Here is a 17,508-nt window from a genome sequence, read left to right on the forward strand (position 1 = left end):
CCCGGCCCGCTCATGCCGCGGCCTCCTGCACTCCGACCAGCAGGCGGAACAGCACCGCCATCCGCATATGAACTCCATTCGTCACCTGTTGCAGGACGGCCGCGCGGGGCGAATCGGCCACCGACGACGCGATCTCCATACCGCGCAGCATCGGCCCGGGATGCAGCACCACCGCATGCTCGTCGAGCAGCGCCAGCCGGCGTTCGGACAGGCCGTAACGGATGGCGTACTCCCGCGCCGACGGGAAGAAACCCCCGTTCATCCGCTCGGCCTGCACTCGCAGCATGAGTACCGCGTCGGCGCCGGGCAGTTCGGAGTCCAGGTCCACCGAAACGCGCACCGGCCAGTCCTCGACTCCCACCGGCAGCAGGGTGCGCGGGCCCACCAGCACCACTTCCGCGCCCAGGGTGGACAGCAGGAAGGCATTGGACCGGGCGACCCGGCTGTGCAGGATATCGCCGACGATCACCACCCGCCGCCCGGCGATATCGCCGAGCCGCTGCCGCAGCGTGAGCGCGTCCAGCAGCGCCTGGGTGGGATGTTCGTGCATACCGTCCCCGGCGTTGATCACCGCGGGTACCGAACTGCCCGACCGCCGCGACCAGTCCTCGAACCAGCGGCTGATCTGATGCGCGGCGCCGGAGGCGGGATGCCGCACGATCAGCGCGTCGGCCCCGGCCGCGTGCAGGGTGAACGCGGTATCGCGCAGGGATTCACCCTTGGCCACCGATGAACTGCTCGCGCTCACATTGATCACATCGGCGCTCATCCATTTACCCGCCACCTCGAAGGAAACCCGAGTACGGGTGGAGTTCTCGAAGAACACCGTCATCACCGTGCGACCGCGCAGGGTGGGTAATTTACGTACCTCACGACCGAGTAGTGCCTGTTCGAAGCGTTCGGCCTCGTCGAGCAGTCCGGTGGCGGTGGCACGGTCCAGATCGGTCACCGTCAGCAGATGTCTCACTGTCCCTCTCCCTGGTGCAGGAATACACCGTCGCGGCCGTCGTGTTCGGTCAGCAGCACCGAAACGTCCTCGGTCCGGGCGGTGGGCACGTTCTTACCCACGAAGTCGGCGCGAATGGGCAGTTCGCGGTGACCACGGTCGACGAGGACCGCGAGCTGGACGGCGCGGGGACGGCCGAGATCGCGCAGCCCGTCGAGGGCGGAGCGCACGGTCCGCCCGGAGAAGAGCACATCGTCGACGAGTACGACGAGCGCGTCCTCGATTCCACCCTCCGGAACGGAAGTGCGCTCCAGCGGACGATGCGGTTTGCTGCGCAGATCGTCGCGGTAGAGCGTGATATCGAGCGAGCCGAGCGCGGGCCGGACACCGGAGAACTCCTCGATCTTGCCGGTGAGCCGCGCGGCCAGGGTGGTCCCCCGGGTGGGGATGCCGATCAATACGACGCGCGGTGTCCCCGGATCACCCGAATCGAGGGCGGTACGTTCGATGATCTGATGCGCGATCCGCGCGATGGTCCGGCCGACATCGGCGGCGGACAACAGTTCCCGCCCCGCCGCCACCCATTCGGGCGTATGCCGTTCCGGGGGTGGCGTCGCCTCGGCAGCGCCGCGTTCTTCGGGCACGGCCATACCGACCTCCTTCCCCGCCTCACTGGACGGTCCGTTAAAGGATGTCTTACGCCGAGCAGCCTATCAGCCGCTCACCGGCGACTTTCACCAGGTGAGGGGCACGGGCGGGGTGTGAGCGAGACCACCACGCGCACTGTGAGCAGCATTACTCCGGGCTCATCGCCGGACGGAGAGAAGGTATCCGGTCCCGGAGCTCCGCCGCCGTAGCCACCAGCGCGCATGCTCCGCGCACAGGAGAGGACCGAGGAATTGCGAACGTATGTTCGAACAGGGCGTAGGCTGTCGCCATGACACTGCAGGGATCGCTGCTCGGCGGTTTCGGCGACACCGAACTCGGCCCGCTCACGGGCGTGCACCGAACCCCGCTGGCCCACGGCGCGTGGATCGATCTGCTCCCGGGATGGCTGCACGGCGCCGACGAACTGTTCGACCGGCTCGCGGCGAAGGTACCGTGGCAGGCGGAACGCCGGCCCATGTACGAACGGATCGTCGATATCCCCCGGCTGCTCTGCTTCTACGGTGAATCCGACTCTCTACCGGACCCCATCCTCGACGAGGCACGTACCGCGCTCAGCACCTACTACCGCCCCGAGCTCGGCGAGCCGTTCCGCACCGCCGGACTCTGCTACTACCGGGACGGGCGCGACAGCGTGGCCTGGCACGGCGATCGCATCGGTCGCGGCGCCGTCGCGGACACCATGGTCGCGATTCTCACCCTGGGCGCACCACGCCCGCTGCTCCTACGGCCGAGTGGCGGCGGTCCGAGCCTCCGCTTCCTCCCGGGGCACGGCGACCTCCTCGTCATGGGTGGTTCGTGTCAGCGCACCTGGGAGCACGCGGTCCCGAAGACCCGGCGGCCCACCGGGCCGCGGATCAGCATTCAGTTCCGGCCACGCGGGGTGCGGTGAGCGGTTGTTCCCGGATGGGCACCGCCGGTAGCCCGCGACGGCGGATGACACAGGCGCGCTCCTGGATACGCGATTCGACGGTATCCTCCGGATCGGTGGATACCGCGCATACTTCGGCCCGCGCCCGGCGCGCGGCACCGACCATCCGCCGGTACTGCCGGAAGATCTGTACTTCCCCTGCACCGGCCTCGTCGAGAAATACGTAGTCCGACCCCCCGGGCGCATCTTCGCCGAGCCAGGCGACGGACACCGCCCAACTGCGCAGCCACTGCGCGGAACCCGCGAACACGAGCAGCCGGCCGACCCGGTCCACCCGGCCGTGACCCCGCGGGGCGGGCATATGTTCGTACGTGCCCGCCGACATCCGTTCCCGCCATTCCCGCAGCTTGTCCGACTCCGCGGCCAGACCGAACGTCTGCCACCGGACCGTGCCCGCCGACCGGCCGCGCAATGGTAGTTTCCGGCGCAATTCCGCGGCGGCCTTTCTGGTGAACACCGTGCGATCCGAGGGCACCAGCACGATCGGATCGGCCGGCGCGGCATCGAACGGGTTCGGATCCAGATGCGCCGGGTCGAGCAGCACCAGCGTCCCGGGACGCCGCTGGTACGACAGTCCCCACAGCAGACGGGCGAGCACCCGGGCACCACGCCAATCGGAGAGCACATGCCATGTCTCGTGGAAGCGGTTGGTGGAAAAGCGGAAATCGGTGCCCGGACGCAGGGTCACCACCGTGTACACCCGGCCGTCGAGCATCAGGACGCGCCGATGCAGTTTCAGTGGTTCGCCGGTGGCCGCCACCCGGCGCGGCCTGCTGTTGCGCACGGTCATGTCACCTCCGAGAGCACCTCGCGTAGCCGGATCAGAAAAGCACGGAGAGCGAAGGGGGGCAACGAAGTTTCCGGACTCCGGTCGCTAGGAGGCCCGCAGCACCGATGCGACCAGGGCACGCACCGCCGCCAGCAACCGATCGGTCTCCTCCGCGTGGACCATCTCGGGGACGGTGGGGCCGGCGAGACCGTCCATCAGCAACCGGCCGACCGGCTCGGCGTCCAGATCCGGGCGCGCCTCACTCAGCAGAGTGGTGACGTGGTCACGCCAGAACCGGTGGAACTCTTCGGTCCGAGGGGCACGAACTCCTGGAATCGCGCACACCACTCGGGAAGGTGATCCCGGTACCGGACGCCGCCGCGCGCTGACCGCTCAGCGCTTCAAGACGAAGAAATACGGTTCGGGCAGGCCCCGCATATCCATCACCCCGAGCAGGGTGGCGTCGTCGACCCGGCGGAAATGGTCGATGATCGGCAAGTGGTCGTAGACCATTGCCGCGCTCACCACGCCCCGGTACTCGATATCACGCAGTCGTGCCGTCGCCTTACGAGTGCGCAGTAGCGGGGCCAGGGTTCGCAAGCGGTTCCGGACGGGCCGCAGCCAGTGCGCCGGGATCTTGCCGGCGAGCCCCAGCGGGACCCGGCGCGGGTCCACCGCGAACACGGTGCCGAGCTCATCGGTGAAGAGTAACGGATGCACCTGGTCGGGAGCGTCGAACTGTTTGCCGTACCAACCGGATTCGGAAAGTGTGCCGTCCATGGGGTGGCCGGTGGGCAGTTCCGCGCCGCGCCAGCGGCCGGTGGTGACCTCGTCCACCCGGGCCGCCGGGAGGGAATCGAAAATCTCCCAGGCCTGCGCGGCGGTACAACCGCCCTCGGGCAGGATGGCGATCTTCTCGCTCATTGTCCGCACTCCTCGACATCAGGGGACGTTGCGATAGATAGACTATCGTCCTCTCATTTGCGCGGAACCGGGCATACCGGATGGCCGGACAGCGATCCACCGGATCGATCAGCCGGTGATCTCCCACTCGTACACGGTCAGTTCCGAGGCGCCGGTGGTGTGCAGCGGGTCGCTGTACACCACCGCCTCGGCATCCGCCCGCGAATCGGCGAACACGATGTAGGCGCCGCCGCTACCGTCGGTGAACGGCCCGGTCTCCCCCAGCATGCCCCGCTCGCGCAGACCGTCCAGGAACTGCCGGTGCGGCTGGACCACCGAATCGTCGAAGGCCGGCGTTCGCATCGCCAGGACCAGATACTTGCGCATCTCAGCCCTCCTGCTCGGGCTCACCGGACCGGGCCGCGGCCGCGGCCCGGATCTGGGGTGCCACCAGCACCACCTGACCGAGCACCCCGTTGACGAATCCCGGCGAATCGTCGGTGGACAGTTCCTTGGCCAGTTCCACCGCCTCGTCCACCGCCACGACCGGGGGCACATCGGTGGCGTAGAGCAGTTCCCACACCGCGACCCGCAGGATGGCACGATCCACCGCGGGCAGCCGGGACAACGCCCAGTCGTGCAGATACGACTCGATGGTCCCGTCCACTCGATCGAGATCCTCGGCGATACCGTCCACCAGGGTGCGGGTGTAGGCGTGTACGGGCGCGACAGCCTGATCCCGGGCGGCCAGCTCGACCCGCTCGTCGGCCAGATCGGCGGGATCGATATCGCGAGCTTCGGCCTCGAACAGCAGGTCCACCGCTCGGCGGCGGGCCTTGTGGCGGGCGCCGAGTTTCTTGTACGCGGATTTCTTCTCCGCCGGCTGGTCCGCCACGATCAGGAGTTGACGCGGCCCAGGTAGCTGCCGTCGCGGGTATCGATGCGGAGCTTGTCGCCGGTGTTGATGAACAACGGGACCTGCACCTCCGCGCCGGTTTCCACGGTGGCCGGTTTGGTGCCGCCGGTGGAGCGGTCGCCCTGCAGGCCGATATCGGTGTGGGTGACCTCCAGCTCGACCGAAACCGGGAGCTCCACGTACAGCGGCTCACCCTCGTGCGTGGCGACCTGCACGGTCATGTTCTCCAGCAGGAAGCGGGCCTGCTCACCGATGGTTCCCTCCGCGATGGAGATCTGATCGAAGGTCTCACCGTCCATGAAGACGTAATCGGACCCGTCGTGGTAGAGGTAGGTCATATCCCGGCGATCGACGGTGGCGGTCTCCACCTTCACACCCGCGTTGAAGGTTTTGTCGACGATCTTGCCGGACAGCACGTTCTTCAGCTTCGTCCGCACGAACGCGGGACCCTTGCCCGGCTTCACGTGCTGGAATTCGACGATCTGCTGGAGATTACCGTCGATCTTCAGCACGAGGCCGTTCTTGAAGTCGCTGGTGTCCGCCACTGTGTTCGGGTCTCCTCGGTTCTCGGGCGACCGGCGTCATCCGACGACGGTCAGGTCTTTGCTGGTGTGGGTGAGCAGTTCCGGGCCCCCTTCGCGCACCACGAGCGTGTCCTCGATCCGGACCCCGCCGCGGCCGGGAAAGTACACACCTGGTTCGACGGTCACCGCCACGCCAGACAGCAGTGTACCCGTGCCCGTTTTGGCGATTCCGGGCGCTTCGTGGATACGCAACCCCACCCCGTGCCCCAGGCCGTGGACGAACAACCGGCCGTGCCCGGCGGCGGCGATCACGTCGCGGGCCGCGGCGTCCACATCGGCGCACGGCACTCCCGGCCGCAGGGCCTCGCACCCGGCACGCTGCGCGGCCCGGACGAGATCGTAGACCTCCCGCTGCCAGTCCGCCGGCTCGCCGAGCACGAAGGTGCGGGTCATATCCGAGTGATAGCCGTCCACCACCGCCCCGAAATCGATCTTCACGAAATCCCCGGGGGCCAGCACCGCGCCGGTGGGCCGGTGATGCGGGACCGCCGAGTTCGCCCCGGCGGCGACAATGGTTTCGAAGGCGACCCCCGACGCCCCCCGCTCGAACATGGCCCATTCGAGATCGCGGGCGACCTGCCGCTCGGTGCGGCCCGGCCGGAGCGCACCGGCCGCGAGCAGCGCGGCCAGCGCCTCGTCGCCGACCGCGCAGGCCGCGCGCAGCCGATCGATCTCGTACTCGTCCTTGACCATCCGCAACTGCTCGACCAGGCCCGGTGTGGCGACGAGATCCAGTCCGGTACCGAGTTCGGACAGGGACCGGTACTGGTCGACGGTGACGATATGGCTCTCGTATCCCAGCCGCCCGAACTTCCATTCCCCGGCCAGTTCCACCACCCGCCGGGTGACGGCACGGGCGATCTCGGCGCGCAGATCGGGCACCTGGGCGGCGACCTGGGTGTCGTAGCGGCCGTCGGTGGCGATCACCGTGCGATCCTCGGCGGGCGCGGTGTCCCACGAGTGCACCAGCAGCGCGGCGTTGGAGCCGGTGAAACCGGTGAGGTAACGGATGTTCACCAGATCGGTGACCAGCAGACCGTCGATTTCGTTCTCCACCAGCAGGTTGCGCAGCAATCCGCGGCGGGCGGCGTAATCGGGCCGAGTCTCCGGGGCGCGGCCGGCATCAGCAGACATGGCACAAAAGTACCGCCGACACGGTCTGCGTACACCTGCCCGCACGGGGCGGGCCGCATTCCGGAGCATGCGATGTTCACATGACACCGCCGCGCTCGCGGTTGTCCACATTCCGTATCCGCCGGCCCCGTCGTCGCGGCAGCGGCCCGATGGTGGTGGTGTGACGGCTGTCTGCTTTCCGCTCTTCGCCGCGTGGTGCGGGGTCTTGAGCGTTATCGATATCCGGACCCGGCGACTACCGAATCCCCTCACCCTGCCGGGCGCGGCCGCCGTATTCGGCTATGCGCTGTTCATCGGGGAATTCCCCGCCGCGGCCCGGGGAGCGGCCCTGCTCGCTACGCCCCACCTCCTGCTGCACCTGCTGCGCCCGGCGGCGCTGGGGGCCGGTGATGTGAAACTGGCACTCGGTCTGGGTGCCGCCGCGGGGCTGGGCGGCGCACAGGCCTGGGTCTGGTCGGCCGTGACGGCGCCGCTGCTCACCGCGAGCGCCGGGATCGGTCTCCTGCTCGCCCGCCGCTACTCGAGCGGGCGCCGCGGAACGGGTCCCGGCATCCGGCCTCTATCGCCGGATTCCCCGGCCACGACCGTCCCGCACGGCCCCTCGATGTGTGCTGCGACACTTCTGGGGCTACTGCTGTGCTGACCATCCGGTGCTCCCGCCCGCCGCCCGGTCATATGCCCGGTGGACACCACCGCCCGCATGCCCCGGTCGTCGCGCCGACATGGGAAGATGGTCGGCGTGCTGCGCTGGATAACTGCTGGAGAATCCCACGGACCCGCTCTCGTCGCCATCCTGGAGGGGATGGTGGCCGGTGTCGAGGTGACCTCGGAGGAGATCTCCGCACAGCTGGCGCGCCGGCGGCTCGGTTACGGCCGCGGCGCCCGGATGAAGTTCGAGGCCGACAAGGTCACCGTGATCGGCGGGGTCCGGCACGGGCGCACCATGGGCGGTCCCGTCGCCATCGAGGTCGCCAATTCCGAATGGCCCAAATGGACCACCGTGATGTCGGCCGACCCGGTCGACGAGGCCGAACTCGCCGAATTGGCCCGCAATGCCCCGCTCACCCGGCCGCGGCCCGGCCACGCCGACTACTCGGGCATGCTCAAATACGGTTTCGACGACGCCCGCCCCGTCCTGGAACGGGCCAGCGCCCGGGAAACCGCCGCCCGGGTGGCGGCCGGCACCGTGGCGCGGGCATTCCTGCGCCAGGCACTCGGGGTCGAGGTGCTCTCCCATGTGGTGTCCATCGGCACCGCGGCGAACACCAGCGGTGTCGTACCCGGCCCCGGCGATCTGGCCGCCATCGACCGGAGCCCGGTCCGGGCCTTCGACGCGGACGCCGAGGCCGCCATGATCGCCGAGATCGATGCGGCGAAGAAGGACGGCGACACCCTCGGCGGAGTCGTCGAAGTGGTGGTCGCGGGGCTCCCGATCGGCCTGGGTTCCTTCACCAGCGGCGAGAAACGTCTGGACTCGCGGCTGGCGGCGGCCCTCATGGGCATCCAGGCCATCAAGGGGGTAGAGGTCGGCGACGGCTTCGAAACCGCGCGACGGCGCGGGAGCCGGGCCCACGACGAAATGCGACCGGGGCCGGACGGTGTCCTGCGTTCCACCAACCGCGCCGGCGGCCTGGAGGGCGGTATGACCAACGGTGAGGCGCTGCGGGTGCGCGCCGCGATGAAGCCGATTTCCACCGTTCCCCGCGCCCTGGCCACGGTCGATATGTCCACCGGTGAGGAGGCCGTGGCCATCCACCAGCGCTCCGATGTGTGCGCGGTACCGGCCGCCGGTGTGGTCGCCGAATCGATGGTGGCGCTGGTGGTGGCGCAGGCGGCGCTGGAGAAGTTCGGCGGCGATTCGGTGGCGGAGACGGTGAGCAATCTCGACGGTTACCTGAAGCGGATCAGCGGGCGCCCCCACCTGAATCCGGGCGATCCCGTCGCCGCCGACCCGGCGTAATGAGCGTGCAGACCGATCCGCACAGCCCCCGGGTGGTGCTGATCGGCCCACCGGGTGCGGGCAAGACGACGATCGGGCGGAAGCTGGCCCGCGAGCTCGGGGTGGATCTCTACGACACCGACGCCGGTATCGAGGAGACCACCGGCCGGACCATTCCGGAGATCTTCGCCGCCGACGGTGAGGCCGGTTTCCGGCGGATCGAGGAAGAAGTGGTGGGCCGTGCCCTGCGTACCCAGCCGGGCGTGGTCTCGCTGGGTGGCGGCGCGGTGCTCTCCGAACGAACCCGGGCCCTGCTCCGCGAGCGGACCGTGGTGTACCTGGAGATCAGCATCACCGAAGGACTCCGCCGCACCGGGGCCGGCGATACCCGGCCGCTGCTGGGCGGCGCCGATCCGGGCGCCAAGTACCGGGAACTCATGCGGATCCGGCGGCCGCTGTACCGGGAGGTGGCCTCGGTACGTGTGCGTACCGACGGCCGCAGCCCCGGCCGGGTGGTCCGTGCCATCCTGGGGAAACTATCCCTGGAATCGGTCCGCACCGATACGGATACGGATACGGCGGGCGTCACGACCCCTGCGGGCCCGAGCTCACAGCGCACCAGCAGGTCTCGCGCGCGACGTCGCGCGCGGGCCCGGGCGCGACGGGCAGCGGCCGCCCAGCAGCGCACCGGGGTGGCATCCTCCGGTGCCGCGACACAGGCACCGGAGGCGACCGCCGGCGGTCCGGGCGCATCCGCGACGAACAACGCCGCCGCGGCACCGGACCCGGGTACGAACGGCGGCACAGCGGGCCCGGCTCAGGGCGACAACAGTCTGCGTACCCCTGGCCGTTCCCGGCGGGCGCGGGCTCGGCGGGCGCGCGCCCGCCGGCAACAACGTGAACAGGGCGAGCAGCCACAGACAGGATCGGAGCAGCACACGTGACAGAACCGACGCGTATCGAGGTCCGCACCGCCGAGCCCTACCCGGTGATCATCGGCCGCGGACTGCTGAACGAACTCGTCGAGGCGGTCACCGGTACGGGCCGGGCGCGCACGGTAGCCCTGTTCCACCAGCCGTCTCTGGTGGAAACCGCCGAAGTGGTGCGCACCGCCCTGGCCGAGGCCGGTCTCGACGCGCACCGGATCGAAATCCCGGATGCCGAGGCCGGTAAAGAACTCGCGGTCGCCGGTTTCTGCTGGGAGGTACTCGGCCGGATCGGCCTCACTCGTAGCGATGTGGTGGTCGGCCTCGGCGGTGGAGCGGCCACCGATCTCGCCGGTTTCGTCGCCGCCACCTGGATGCGCGGGGTGAAGATCGTGCACGTCCCCACCACCCTGCTGGCCATGGTGGACGCGGCGGTGGGCGGCAAGACCGGAATCAACACCGAAGCCGGGAAGAACCTGGTCGGCTGTTTCCACGAACCGGCGGCGGTGCTGGTGGATCTGGTGACTCTGGAGACCGTACCGCGCAACGAGATCATCGCCGGGATGGCGGAGATCATCAAAGCGGGTTTCATCGCCGACCCGGTGATCCTCGACCTGGTCGAGAGCGATCCGCAGGGGGCCCTCGATCCCACGGGCGAGATCCTCCCCGAGCTCGTACGGCGGGCCATCGCGGTCAAGGCGGAAGTGGTGGCGGCCGATCTCAAGGAGTCCGCGCTGCGCGAAATCCTCAACTACGGCCACACTCTGGGACATGCGATCGAACGCCGGGAACGCTACCGCTGGCGGCACGGTGCGGCCGTTTCGGTCGGGCTGGTCTTCGCCGCCGAACTGGGCCGCCTGGCGGGTCGTCTCGACGACGCCACCGCCGACCGGCATCGCCGCATCCTGGAAAGCGTCGGTCTGCCCACCACCTACGATCCCGACGCGCTGCCCCAGCTACTGGAGGCGATGCAGACGGACAAGAAAACCCGGTCCGGGGTGCTGCGTTTCGTGGTACTCGACGGGTTGGCGAAACCGGGCCGGCTGGAGGGCCCGGATCCGGCTCTGCTCGCCGCCGCGTACTCGGCGGTCGCCGGGGCCGGTACGACCGGGGGCGGGGCGATCCTGCTCTGAGCCGGAGTCGGCGGATCGGGCAACCGGCGCTCGCCGAGGCGCAGATGGCCGAAGCGTTCGTCTCGCTCCGGGTGTCGCGCCGGTTCCCGGATGCCTCGCCGACCCGGATCCTTTCGCATCCCGCAGCGGTGAGCACGTCGATCCGTAGTCGCCTTTCTGTCCGCGCATGGATACTCGCGCGGATCCGAACCGAGCCATGCCCGGACCGTCCCTCATAGGGACCGACAGCCCCGGTTGCGTTGGTGCTACCCCGCCTGGTTCATCAGCACATCGACCTCGCCGCGCGGCGTGGCCGGGTCGAAGCCGTACTCGACCGGCGGACTCCCCGCAGGCTCCGTAAACGACCACCACGCACGGATCATGTCGAGGTCGACGTCGGTGCGGGTCCGGTCGGCGTCGATCTTCAGGAAGATATCGCCTACGCGCAGGGTCGCGCGCTCGTGATGGGCCACGACGACCTCGACGTGTTCCACGCCCGGCAGCCGTCAGGCTGCCGAACCGGCCGGGCGCAGGGCCCCGGTATCCGCCGAACGATCGTTTTCCCGGCTCGCCAGCCGGCGCCCGATCGCCACACCGATCAGGGCGGGAACGAAGATCAGCAGCACGATGAACGCCGCGGCGGCGGTGGCCTCGAACAGCAGACCACCGTCTCCGAGATCGACCCGGGGCAGGAAATCCAGTGCCCAGGAGAGCAGACCGCTGCCGATACCCCCCGCCACCGCGGCCTGCAGCCAGCGGATGGTCAGATCGGTACCGCGCTCGGGGTTCGGCTCGGCGCGGCGGTCGGCGCGACCGTCGGCCAGTCCCCAGGCCACCGCGGCGCCGATCAGCACCACCAGGCACAGCAGCCGCAACCACAGCCCGTAGGTCGGGATGTAACCCATCGCGAAACCGAGGAGTACCCGCAGCACGACGGCCAGCCCACCGAGCGCCGATGCCCGCAACAACCACGCAGTCATGCCGATCACCATAACTCTCCGCGCGCCCCGACTAGAACCCGTTACAGAATTTCGGCAGCGAACCGCAGGACCGTCTCGGATCGGGTTCAGGCGGGAAGGTCGAGCACCGCGGCCATGGCCGCTCGGGGTGCGGGTTGTCCGGTGAACTGTTCTACCTGGCCATAGGCCTGTTCGAGCAACATCCGGAGTCCGCCGACCACGGTATGACCGGCGGCGGTGACCACCTCGGCCAGCGGCGTGGGCCAAGGGTTGTACAGGACGTCGAGCACTACGGGCGCGGCCGCGACCTGCGTCGCCACCGTGGCGGCCGCTCCAGACGGGATGGTGCTGACCACGGCACCCGCGCGGGCGCATCCGGCCGCCAGCTCCGGGGCATCGAAACCGATCACCTCCGGTTTCATCCCCAGCCGCTCGGCGAGTTCACGCGCCCCCGCCGCCCGTCCGGCATCGCGAGCCACGATGGTCACGCCCTCGGCGCCGAGACCGGCCAGCGCCAGCAGTGCGGGCCGGGCGGTACCGCCCGCCCCCAGCACCACTGCCTCGGACAGTTCCGTCACCCCGCCACCGCGCAGCGCCCCGAGCACACCGTCCACATCCGTACAGTCCGCGCGCCATCCCGTCGCGGTACGGACCAGGGTGTTGGCCGAGCCGACCAGAACCGCCCGCTCGCTCCGTTCGGTGGCGTACGCCAGAGCCGCCTCCTTACCCGGCATGGTCACCGAGAGCCCGACCCATTCCGGGCCCAGCCCGTCCACCAGCCGGGGCAATCGTTCGGCCGTACACTCGATCCGCTCGTAGAGCCAGTCCAGCCCGAGAGCACGATAGGCGGCCAGATGCAGCTGCGGGGAGCGCGAATGCGTTATGGGGCTGCCCAGGACCGCGGCACGCCGCGGTCCCGCCGCTTCACCGGCCACTGTCGAGAATCCCGCTTTCCAACGCGAGTTCGATGTTCTGCAGATGCTCGCTGTAGCTCTCGGTGAACAGCGTGGTGCCCTCCTTGTCGATGGTGACGAAGTAGAGCCAGGTACCGGGTTCGGGCTGCTCCATGGCCTCGAGCGCGGCGAGGGACGGCGAGGAGATCGGCGTCGCGGGCAGGCCGGCCATGGCATAGGTGTTCCAGGGGGTGACCTGCGAACGGTCGGCATCGGTGGTGGCCACTTCGGTGGTGTCGAGCGCGTAGTTGACCGTGGAGTCGAACTGCAGCGGTTGGTCGATCTCCAGCCGGTTCACGATGACCCGGGCGACCTTGCTCATATCCTGGGGCAACGCTTCCCGTTCCACCAGAGAGGCGCCGATCAATGTTTCGTACGGGCTCAGACCGTTGGCATTGCCGGACTCCAGCAATCCGGTGGCTTCGTAGCTGCGGGCGCTTTCGCTGACCAGATGCCGCAGGATCTCCTGCGCCGAACCGCGCGGATCGAAATCCCAGCTGCCCGCGGCGATGAGACCTTCGAGCTGGCGGGCGCGGTCGGGAACCTGCCGCACCGCCTCCATGGCCCATTCCGGTACGCCGAGGGCAGCCAGATCGGTGCCGGCACCGGCCTGTTCGAGTTGTTCGTAGGTGACGCACCGGCGTTCGGGCTCGCTGCCCACACAACTGGCCGCGGCGATCTTGGTGTAGATCCCCTCCTTACGCGCGCCGGTGTTCACATCGTGCTGGTCGTGTAGCTGCCGCCCCTCGGAAACCACCACATTGCCGACCCGGGATTCCGCTGAAACCAGTGCCGCGACCGCGTCCCGCGCCGGGCTGCGCTCGGGGATCTCGTAGTAGCCGGGCTGGACCGCGTTCATCCCCTCGTTCTGCACCGCGGCCTCGTAGAAGGCGGCGGAACTGGCCACCACCCCCGCCTCCTCCATCGTCGAAGCGATCTCCGAGGCGGTATCCCCGGCTTTCACCTGTACCACCACGGGCGCCCCACCGGGACCGGCGAAATCCTCCGCCGGGGTGTAACGGTTGACCAGCTTGTAGACCCCGGCCCCGAGGACGAGCACCACCAGAACGGCGGCCGTGATCCACAGGAGCCGACGACGTCCGCCACGTTCCCGCTCCGCCGCCCTGCGGGCAGCGGCCCGCCCCCCGCGGCGAGGCGCCGGACGCGCGGTGGCGCGGGCGCGACCACGCGCGCGGGATCGGGGCGCGGGGGTGGGCTCGTCGTACTCGTCGTCGTACTCGTCCTCGTCGATATCGTCCTCGTCGACATAGCGCGGGATGACGGTGGTGTCATCGTCCTCATAGGGATCCCAGCCGCTCTCCGGCTCCTCGTCCCACTCCGGATCGTCGGCGACCGGCGCGGACGCCCGGCGGGACCGCTCCCATGCCTGATCGTCGCGACGGTATTTCCGCTCGGCCTCACGCTGCCGGAATCGCGCCTCCGCCTGCGCCCAACGGTCCGTCATACATCGTCTCCGGACAACGCGGTACGGGCCGCGTCCTTGGCCGACCTCATCATCGAACTCCGTTCGTCCAACCAGCTCTGCAGGATCGATACGGCGGCCGCTTGGTCGATCACCTGCCGCTGTCCGCGCGCTCGAACACCGCTGTCCCGCAGAGCGCGTGCAGCAGACACCGTAGTCAAACGTTCGTCGGAAAGCCGGATCGGCGTATCGGGCAGCGAGTCGCGCAACCTTCCGGCGAACTCCGCCGCCATCCGCGCCGAGGTTCCTTTTTCACCGCGCAGCGTCCGCGGCAGGCCGACGATGATCTCCACCGCCTCGTACTCGTGGACGATCTCCACTATCCGCGCGATATCGGTACCGGGGGCGGTCGCGGCACTCGCGGAGCCGGCTCCGGATGGGGCGTGGTTCCCGGCGGGACGCGGCCGCCGCCCGGTCCGGCGGAACCGGGTATCCCGCGCCACGGTCTCCACCGGCGTCGCGAGAATCCCGTCGGGGTCGCTGGCCGCCACACCGATGCGCACGCTGCCCACATCGATGCCCAGCCGACGGCCCCGGCCCGGATCCGTCACGGGATCGGGCCGGTCGACCGGCGGGTCGTCTCCCGATGGCCCGGCCATCAGCCGGCGTGCGCGCCGATATGGTCGCGAACCGCCGCCAGGCCCGCGTCGATCCCCGACGGATCCGAGCCGGCGCCCTGGGCCATTTCCGGTTTACCGCCGCCGCGACCGGCGATACGCGGCCCGAAAACGGCCACGAGATCGCCTGCGGCATATCCCAGCGCCTGCGCGGGCTTGTTCACGGTGACCACGAAGGGGACCTTACCCTCGTTATTTCCGAGCAACACCACAATGGCGGGACTGCTGCCCAGCCGTCCACGGATATCGGTGGCCAAGGTGCGCAGATCGCCGGGCGCCACACCCTCCGGCGCGGCGGCGGCGACGAGCAGCACCTCACCGACCCGTTCCGCGGCATCGGCGTAGGCGCCCGCGGAGGACAGCACCGCGGCGATCTTGGTCCGCTCGAGTTCCTTCTCGGCGGCCTTGAGCCGGTCCACCAGCTGCTCGACCCGGCCCGGCACCTCCTCCGAGGGCACCTTCAGCATCGAGGCGACACCGGCGAGCAGTGCCCGCTCCTTGGCCAGGTGCCGGTAGGAGTCCAGGCCCACGAACGCTTCCACCCGGCGCACCCCCGACCCCACCGAGGACTCTCCCAGCAGGGTGATCGGGCCGATCTGCGAGGAATGGGCCACATGGGTGCCGCCGCACAGTTCCATGGAGAACGGTCCGCCGATCTCCACCACGCGCACCCGGTCGCCGTAGTTCTCCCCGAACAGCGCCAGCGCCCCCATCTCCCTGGCCTTGGGCAGATCGGTGACGAAGGTGTTGACCTGGAAATCGGCGCCCACCCCGTCGTTGGAGACCGCCTCGATATCGGCTTTCTGCTGTTCGGAGAGCTGGCCCTGCCAGTTGAAGTCGAAACGCAGATAACCCGGCTTGTTCAGCGAACCGGCCTGGACGGCGTTCGGGCCGAGTACCTGCCGCAGCGCGGCATGGACCATATGGGTACCGGAATGCCCCTGGGTGGCGCCCCGCCGCCAGGCCGGATCGACCTGTGCCAGCACCACGTCGCCCTCGGTGATCTGCCCCTGTTCCACCGTGCAGCGGTGCACCCACAGCCGCTTGGCGATCTTCTGCACATCGTTGACGACGAGTTTGGTGCCCGACGCGGTGATCGTGCCGCGGTCGGCGATCTGCCCACCGGATTCGGCATAGAGCGGACTGCGGTCCAGGATCACCTCGATATCGGTACCGGCCACCGCGGTCGGCACCCGGACCCCGTCACCGATGAGCGCCAGCACCCGCGCCTCGGAGGTCAGCTCATCGAACCCGGTGAACTCGGTATCGCCCCGGTCGACCAGTTCCTTGTACACGGACAGATCGGCGTGCGCGTGTTTACGCGCGTGCGCGTCCTCCTTGGCCCGGCGCCGCTGTTCGGCCATCAGCGTCCGGAAGCCCGCCTCGTCCACCGCCAGCCCGGCCTCCGCCGCCATCTCCAGGGTGAGGTCGATCGGGAAACCGTAGGTGTCGTGCAGGGTGAAGGCGTCGGCGCCGGAGATGGTGCCGGTGGCGCCGCCCGGCGTGGCGGCCTTGACCTGCGCGGCGGTTTCGTCGAACAGTTTCGAACCGGTGCTCAGGGTCTTACGGAAGGCCGTCTCCTCACCGACCGCCACCGTTTCGATCCGCGCGTAATCGGTGGCCAGGTCGGGATACGAGGGAGCCATCAACTCGCTGACGACCCGCATGAACTCGCTCATCACCGGTTGTTCGGCGCCGAGCAGCCGGGCCGAGCGCACGATCCGGCGCAGCAGTCGACGCAGCACATAGCCCCGGCCGTCGTTGCCCGGGTTCACCCCGTCGGCGATCAGCATCGCGGAGGTACGCGCGTGGTCGGCGATCACCCGGAACCGGACGTCGTCGGCGTGCTCGACGCCGTAGGAGCGGCCGGTGAGTTCTTCGGCCTTGTCGATGATGGGCCGCAGCAGATCGGTTTCGTAGACATTGTCCACGCCCTGCAGCAGCAGCGCGATACGTTCGATACCCATCCCGGTATCGATGTTCTTCTTCGGCAGCACACCCACCGGCGGATGCCCCAGCTTCGGGCTCAGCTCGCCGCGGATGTCCTGCATGAAGACCAGGTTCCAGATCTCCAGATAGCGATCCTCGTCGGCCACGGGCCCGCCCTCGCGGCCGTATTCCGGCCCCCGGTCGTAGTAGATCTCCGAGCAGGGCCCGCCGGGGCCCGGCACACCCATATCCCAGTAGTTGTCCTTACCGTCGCGGAACTGGATCCGCTCCTCGGGGATCCCCGCGACCCGCCGCCAGATCTCGGCGGCCTCGGGATCGTCCTGGTAGGCGGTGACCCAGATGCGCTCCGGGTCGAAACCGTAGCCGCCGTCCTCCTGGGCATTGGTGATCAGTTCCCAGGCGAAGCGGATGGCGCCTTCCTTGAAGTAGTCGCCGAAGGAGAAATTGCCCGCCATCTGGAAAAAGGTGTTGTGCCGTGTGGTGATACCGACTTCCTCGATATCACCGGTGCGCACGCATTTCTGCACGCTGGTCGCGCGCGGGTACGCCGGCGTCTGCTGACCGAGGAAATACGGTTTGAACTGCACCATGCCCGCGTTCACGAACAGCAGGTTCGGGTCGTCGAGAATCAGCGATGCACTGGGCACCTCCGTATGCCCGGCACGAACGAAATGGTCCAGGAATCGCCGTCTGATCTCGTGGGTCTGCACGGATATCCAG

The 17,508-nt window shown here is 69.1% G+C and carries 19 protein-coding genes and 1 pseudogene; 5 read left to right on the forward strand and 15 right to left on the reverse strand.

Features of this window, described 5'->3' with window-relative positions; genetic code table 11:
* Positions 1-10: 10 nt before the first annotated feature.
* Both ACYR7D_RS25110 and pyrR read right to left on the reverse strand, forming a co-directional pair.
* Entirely contained in the window at positions 11-967 is a 957-nt protein-coding gene (locus ACYR7D_RS25110; protein WP_459546977.1) for an aspartate carbamoyltransferase catalytic subunit, read from the reverse strand.
* A complete protein-coding gene (gene pyrR, locus ACYR7D_RS25115) occupies positions 964-1,596 on the reverse strand; it encodes a bifunctional pyr operon transcriptional regulator/uracil phosphoribosyltransferase PyrR (protein WP_459546978.1) in 633 nt (210 codons plus the stop codon). Before pyrR ends, ACYR7D_RS25110 begins: the two co-directional genes overlap by 4 nt.
* 287 nt (positions 1,597-1,883) lie before the next feature.
* Between pyrR and ACYR7D_RS25120 the strand changes: the two genes are divergently transcribed.
* On the forward strand, positions 1,884-2,504 hold the full coding sequence (locus tag ACYR7D_RS25120) for an alpha-ketoglutarate-dependent dioxygenase AlkB (protein WP_459546979.1): 621 nt from the start codon (positions 1,884-1,886) through the stop codon (positions 2,502-2,504).
* On the opposite strand, the gene ACYR7D_RS25125 is transcribed toward ACYR7D_RS25120, so the two are convergent.
* The 7 genes from ACYR7D_RS25125 to ACYR7D_RS25155 form a co-directional block, all read right to left on the reverse strand.
* Complete coding sequence (locus tag ACYR7D_RS25125; RefSeq protein WP_459546980.1) at positions 2,470-3,333, reverse strand: hypothetical protein; 864 nt, start codon at positions 3,331-3,333, stop codon at positions 2,470-2,472. The genes ACYR7D_RS25120 and ACYR7D_RS25125 overlap by 35 nt on opposite strands.
* 84 nt (positions 3,334-3,417) lie before the next feature.
* Positions 3,418-3,657, reverse strand: coding sequence for a hypothetical protein (locus ACYR7D_RS25130; protein ID WP_459546981.1), 240 nt, complete (start codon positions 3,655-3,657; stop codon positions 3,418-3,420).
* A 48-nt stretch (positions 3,658-3,705) separates the two neighbouring features.
* Positions 3,706-4,245 carry a DUF4334 domain-containing protein gene (locus tag ACYR7D_RS25135; protein WP_459546982.1) on the reverse strand — a complete coding sequence of 180 codons (540 nt, stop codon included), beginning with the start codon at positions 4,243-4,245 and terminating at the stop codon, positions 3,706-3,708.
* A 99-nt stretch (positions 4,246-4,344) separates the two neighbouring features.
* Positions 4,345-4,602 (reverse strand): YciI family protein, encoded by a 258-nt coding sequence (locus ACYR7D_RS25140; protein ID WP_459546983.1) that lies wholly within the window; start codon positions 4,600-4,602, stop codon positions 4,345-4,347.
* Position 4,603: 1 nt separating this feature from the next.
* The gene (gene nusB, locus ACYR7D_RS25145) at positions 4,604-5,110 is read right to left on the reverse strand and encodes a transcription antitermination factor NusB (RefSeq protein ID WP_459546984.1); all 507 of its coding nucleotides are present in this window, start codon (positions 5,108-5,110) and stop codon (positions 4,604-4,606) included.
* 2 nt (positions 5,111-5,112) lie between these two features.
* A complete protein-coding gene (gene efp / locus ACYR7D_RS25150; RefSeq protein ID WP_459546985.1) occupies positions 5,113-5,676 on the reverse strand; it encodes an elongation factor P in 564 nt (187 codons plus the stop codon).
* Between the two features lie 36 nt (positions 5,677-5,712).
* Entirely contained in the window at positions 5,713-6,849 is a 1,137-nt protein-coding gene (locus ACYR7D_RS25155) for a M24 family metallopeptidase (protein ID WP_459546986.1), read from the reverse strand.
* A 160-nt stretch (positions 6,850-7,009) separates the two neighbouring features.
* Here ACYR7D_RS25155 and ACYR7D_RS25160 point away from each other — a divergent pair, with 160 nt between their 5' ends.
* The 4 genes and pseudogenes from ACYR7D_RS25160 (at position 7,010) to aroB (ending at position 10,847) form a co-directional block, all read left to right on the forward strand.
* On the forward strand, positions 7,010-7,492 hold the full coding sequence (locus ACYR7D_RS25160; RefSeq protein WP_459546987.1) for a prepilin peptidase: 483 nt from the start codon (positions 7,010-7,012) through the stop codon (positions 7,490-7,492).
* Between the two features lie 87 nt (positions 7,493-7,579).
* Positions 7,580-8,809: a chorismate synthase gene (gene aroC / locus ACYR7D_RS25165; protein WP_459546988.1), complete on the forward strand. Its 1,230-nt coding sequence runs from the start codon at positions 7,580-7,582 to the stop codon at positions 8,807-8,809.
* A pseudogene (locus ACYR7D_RS25170) lies at positions 8,809-9,471 on the forward strand (shikimate kinase); the annotation flags it as partial. The gene aroC and the pseudogene ACYR7D_RS25170, both read left to right, overlap by 1 nt.
* A 257-nt stretch (positions 9,472-9,728) precedes the next feature.
* Entirely contained in the window at positions 9,729-10,847 is a 1,119-nt protein-coding gene (gene aroB / locus ACYR7D_RS25175) for a 3-dehydroquinate synthase (RefSeq protein WP_459546989.1), read from the forward strand.
* Between the two features lie 245 nt (positions 10,848-11,092).
* Here aroB and ACYR7D_RS25180 read toward each other — a convergent pair whose 3' ends face one another.
* From ACYR7D_RS25180 to alaS, 6 genes are all read right to left on the reverse strand, one after another.
* A complete protein-coding gene (locus ACYR7D_RS25180; protein WP_459546990.1) occupies positions 11,093-11,320 on the reverse strand; it encodes a hypothetical protein in 228 nt (75 codons plus the stop codon).
* A 12-nt stretch (positions 11,321-11,332) separates the two neighbouring features.
* Positions 11,333-11,806 (reverse strand): B-4DMT family transporter, encoded by a 474-nt coding sequence (locus tag ACYR7D_RS25185; RefSeq protein ID WP_459546991.1) that lies wholly within the window; start codon positions 11,804-11,806, stop codon positions 11,333-11,335.
* Between the two features lie 86 nt (positions 11,807-11,892).
* The gene (locus tag ACYR7D_RS25190; protein WP_459546992.1) at positions 11,893-12,720 is read right to left on the reverse strand and encodes a shikimate dehydrogenase; all 828 of its coding nucleotides are present in this window, start codon (positions 12,718-12,720) and stop codon (positions 11,893-11,895) included.
* Positions 12,710-14,203 carry an endolytic transglycosylase MltG gene (locus tag ACYR7D_RS25195; RefSeq protein WP_459546993.1) on the reverse strand — a complete coding sequence of 498 codons (1,494 nt, stop codon included), beginning with the start codon at positions 14,201-14,203 and terminating at the stop codon, positions 12,710-12,712. The genes ACYR7D_RS25190 and ACYR7D_RS25195 overlap by 11 nt, the downstream gene beginning before the upstream one ends.
* A complete protein-coding gene (ruvX, locus tag ACYR7D_RS25200) occupies positions 14,200-14,820 on the reverse strand; it encodes a Holliday junction resolvase RuvX (RefSeq protein WP_459546994.1) in 621 nt (206 codons plus the stop codon). Before ruvX ends, ACYR7D_RS25195 begins: the two co-directional genes overlap by 4 nt.
* On the reverse strand, positions 14,820-17,498 hold the full coding sequence (gene alaS / locus ACYR7D_RS25205) for an alanine--tRNA ligase (RefSeq protein WP_459546995.1): 2,679 nt from the start codon (positions 17,496-17,498) through the stop codon (positions 14,820-14,822). Before alaS ends, ruvX begins: the two co-directional genes overlap by 1 nt.
* Positions 17,499-17,508: the final 10 nt, after the last annotated feature.

It is taken from the genome of Nocardia sp. X0981 (assembly GCF_977089955.1).

What these genes read in the sequence shown, in the direction of transcription:
- ruvX (WP_459546994.1), bottom strand. Translation starts at nt 14,820, where the DNA reads ATGGCCGGGCCATCGGGAGACGACCCGCCGGTCGACCGGCCCGATCCC.
- ACYR7D_RS25120 (WP_459546979.1), top strand. Translation starts at nt 1,884, where the DNA reads ATGACACTGCAGGGATCGCTGCTCGGCGGTTTCGGCGACACCGAACTC.
- ACYR7D_RS25155 (WP_459546986.1), bottom strand. Translation starts at nt 6,849, where the DNA reads ATGTCTGCTGATGCCGGCCGCGCCCCGGAGACTCGGCCCGATTACGCC.
- ACYR7D_RS25140 (WP_459546983.1), bottom strand. Translation starts at nt 4,602, where the DNA reads ATGCGCAAGTATCTGGTCCTGGCGATGCGAACGCCGGCCTTCGACGAT.
- aroC (WP_459546988.1), top strand. Translation starts at nt 7,580, where the DNA reads ATGGTCGGCGTGCTGCGCTGGATAACTGCTGGAGAATCCCACGGACCC.
- pyrR (WP_459546978.1), bottom strand. Translation starts at nt 1,596, where the DNA reads ATGGCCGTGCCCGAAGAACGCGGCGCTGCCGAGGCGACGCCACCCCCG.
- ACYR7D_RS25125 (WP_459546980.1), bottom strand. Translation starts at nt 3,333, where the DNA reads ATGACCGTGCGCAACAGCAGGCCGCGCCGGGTGGCGGCCACCGGCGAA.
- ACYR7D_RS25185 (WP_459546991.1), bottom strand. Translation starts at nt 11,806, where the DNA reads ATGACTGCGTGGTTGTTGCGGGCATCGGCGCTCGGTGGGCTGGCCGTC.
- ACYR7D_RS25195 (WP_459546993.1), bottom strand. Translation starts at nt 14,203, where the DNA reads ATGACGGACCGTTGGGCGCAGGCGGAGGCGCGATTCCGGCAGCGTGAG.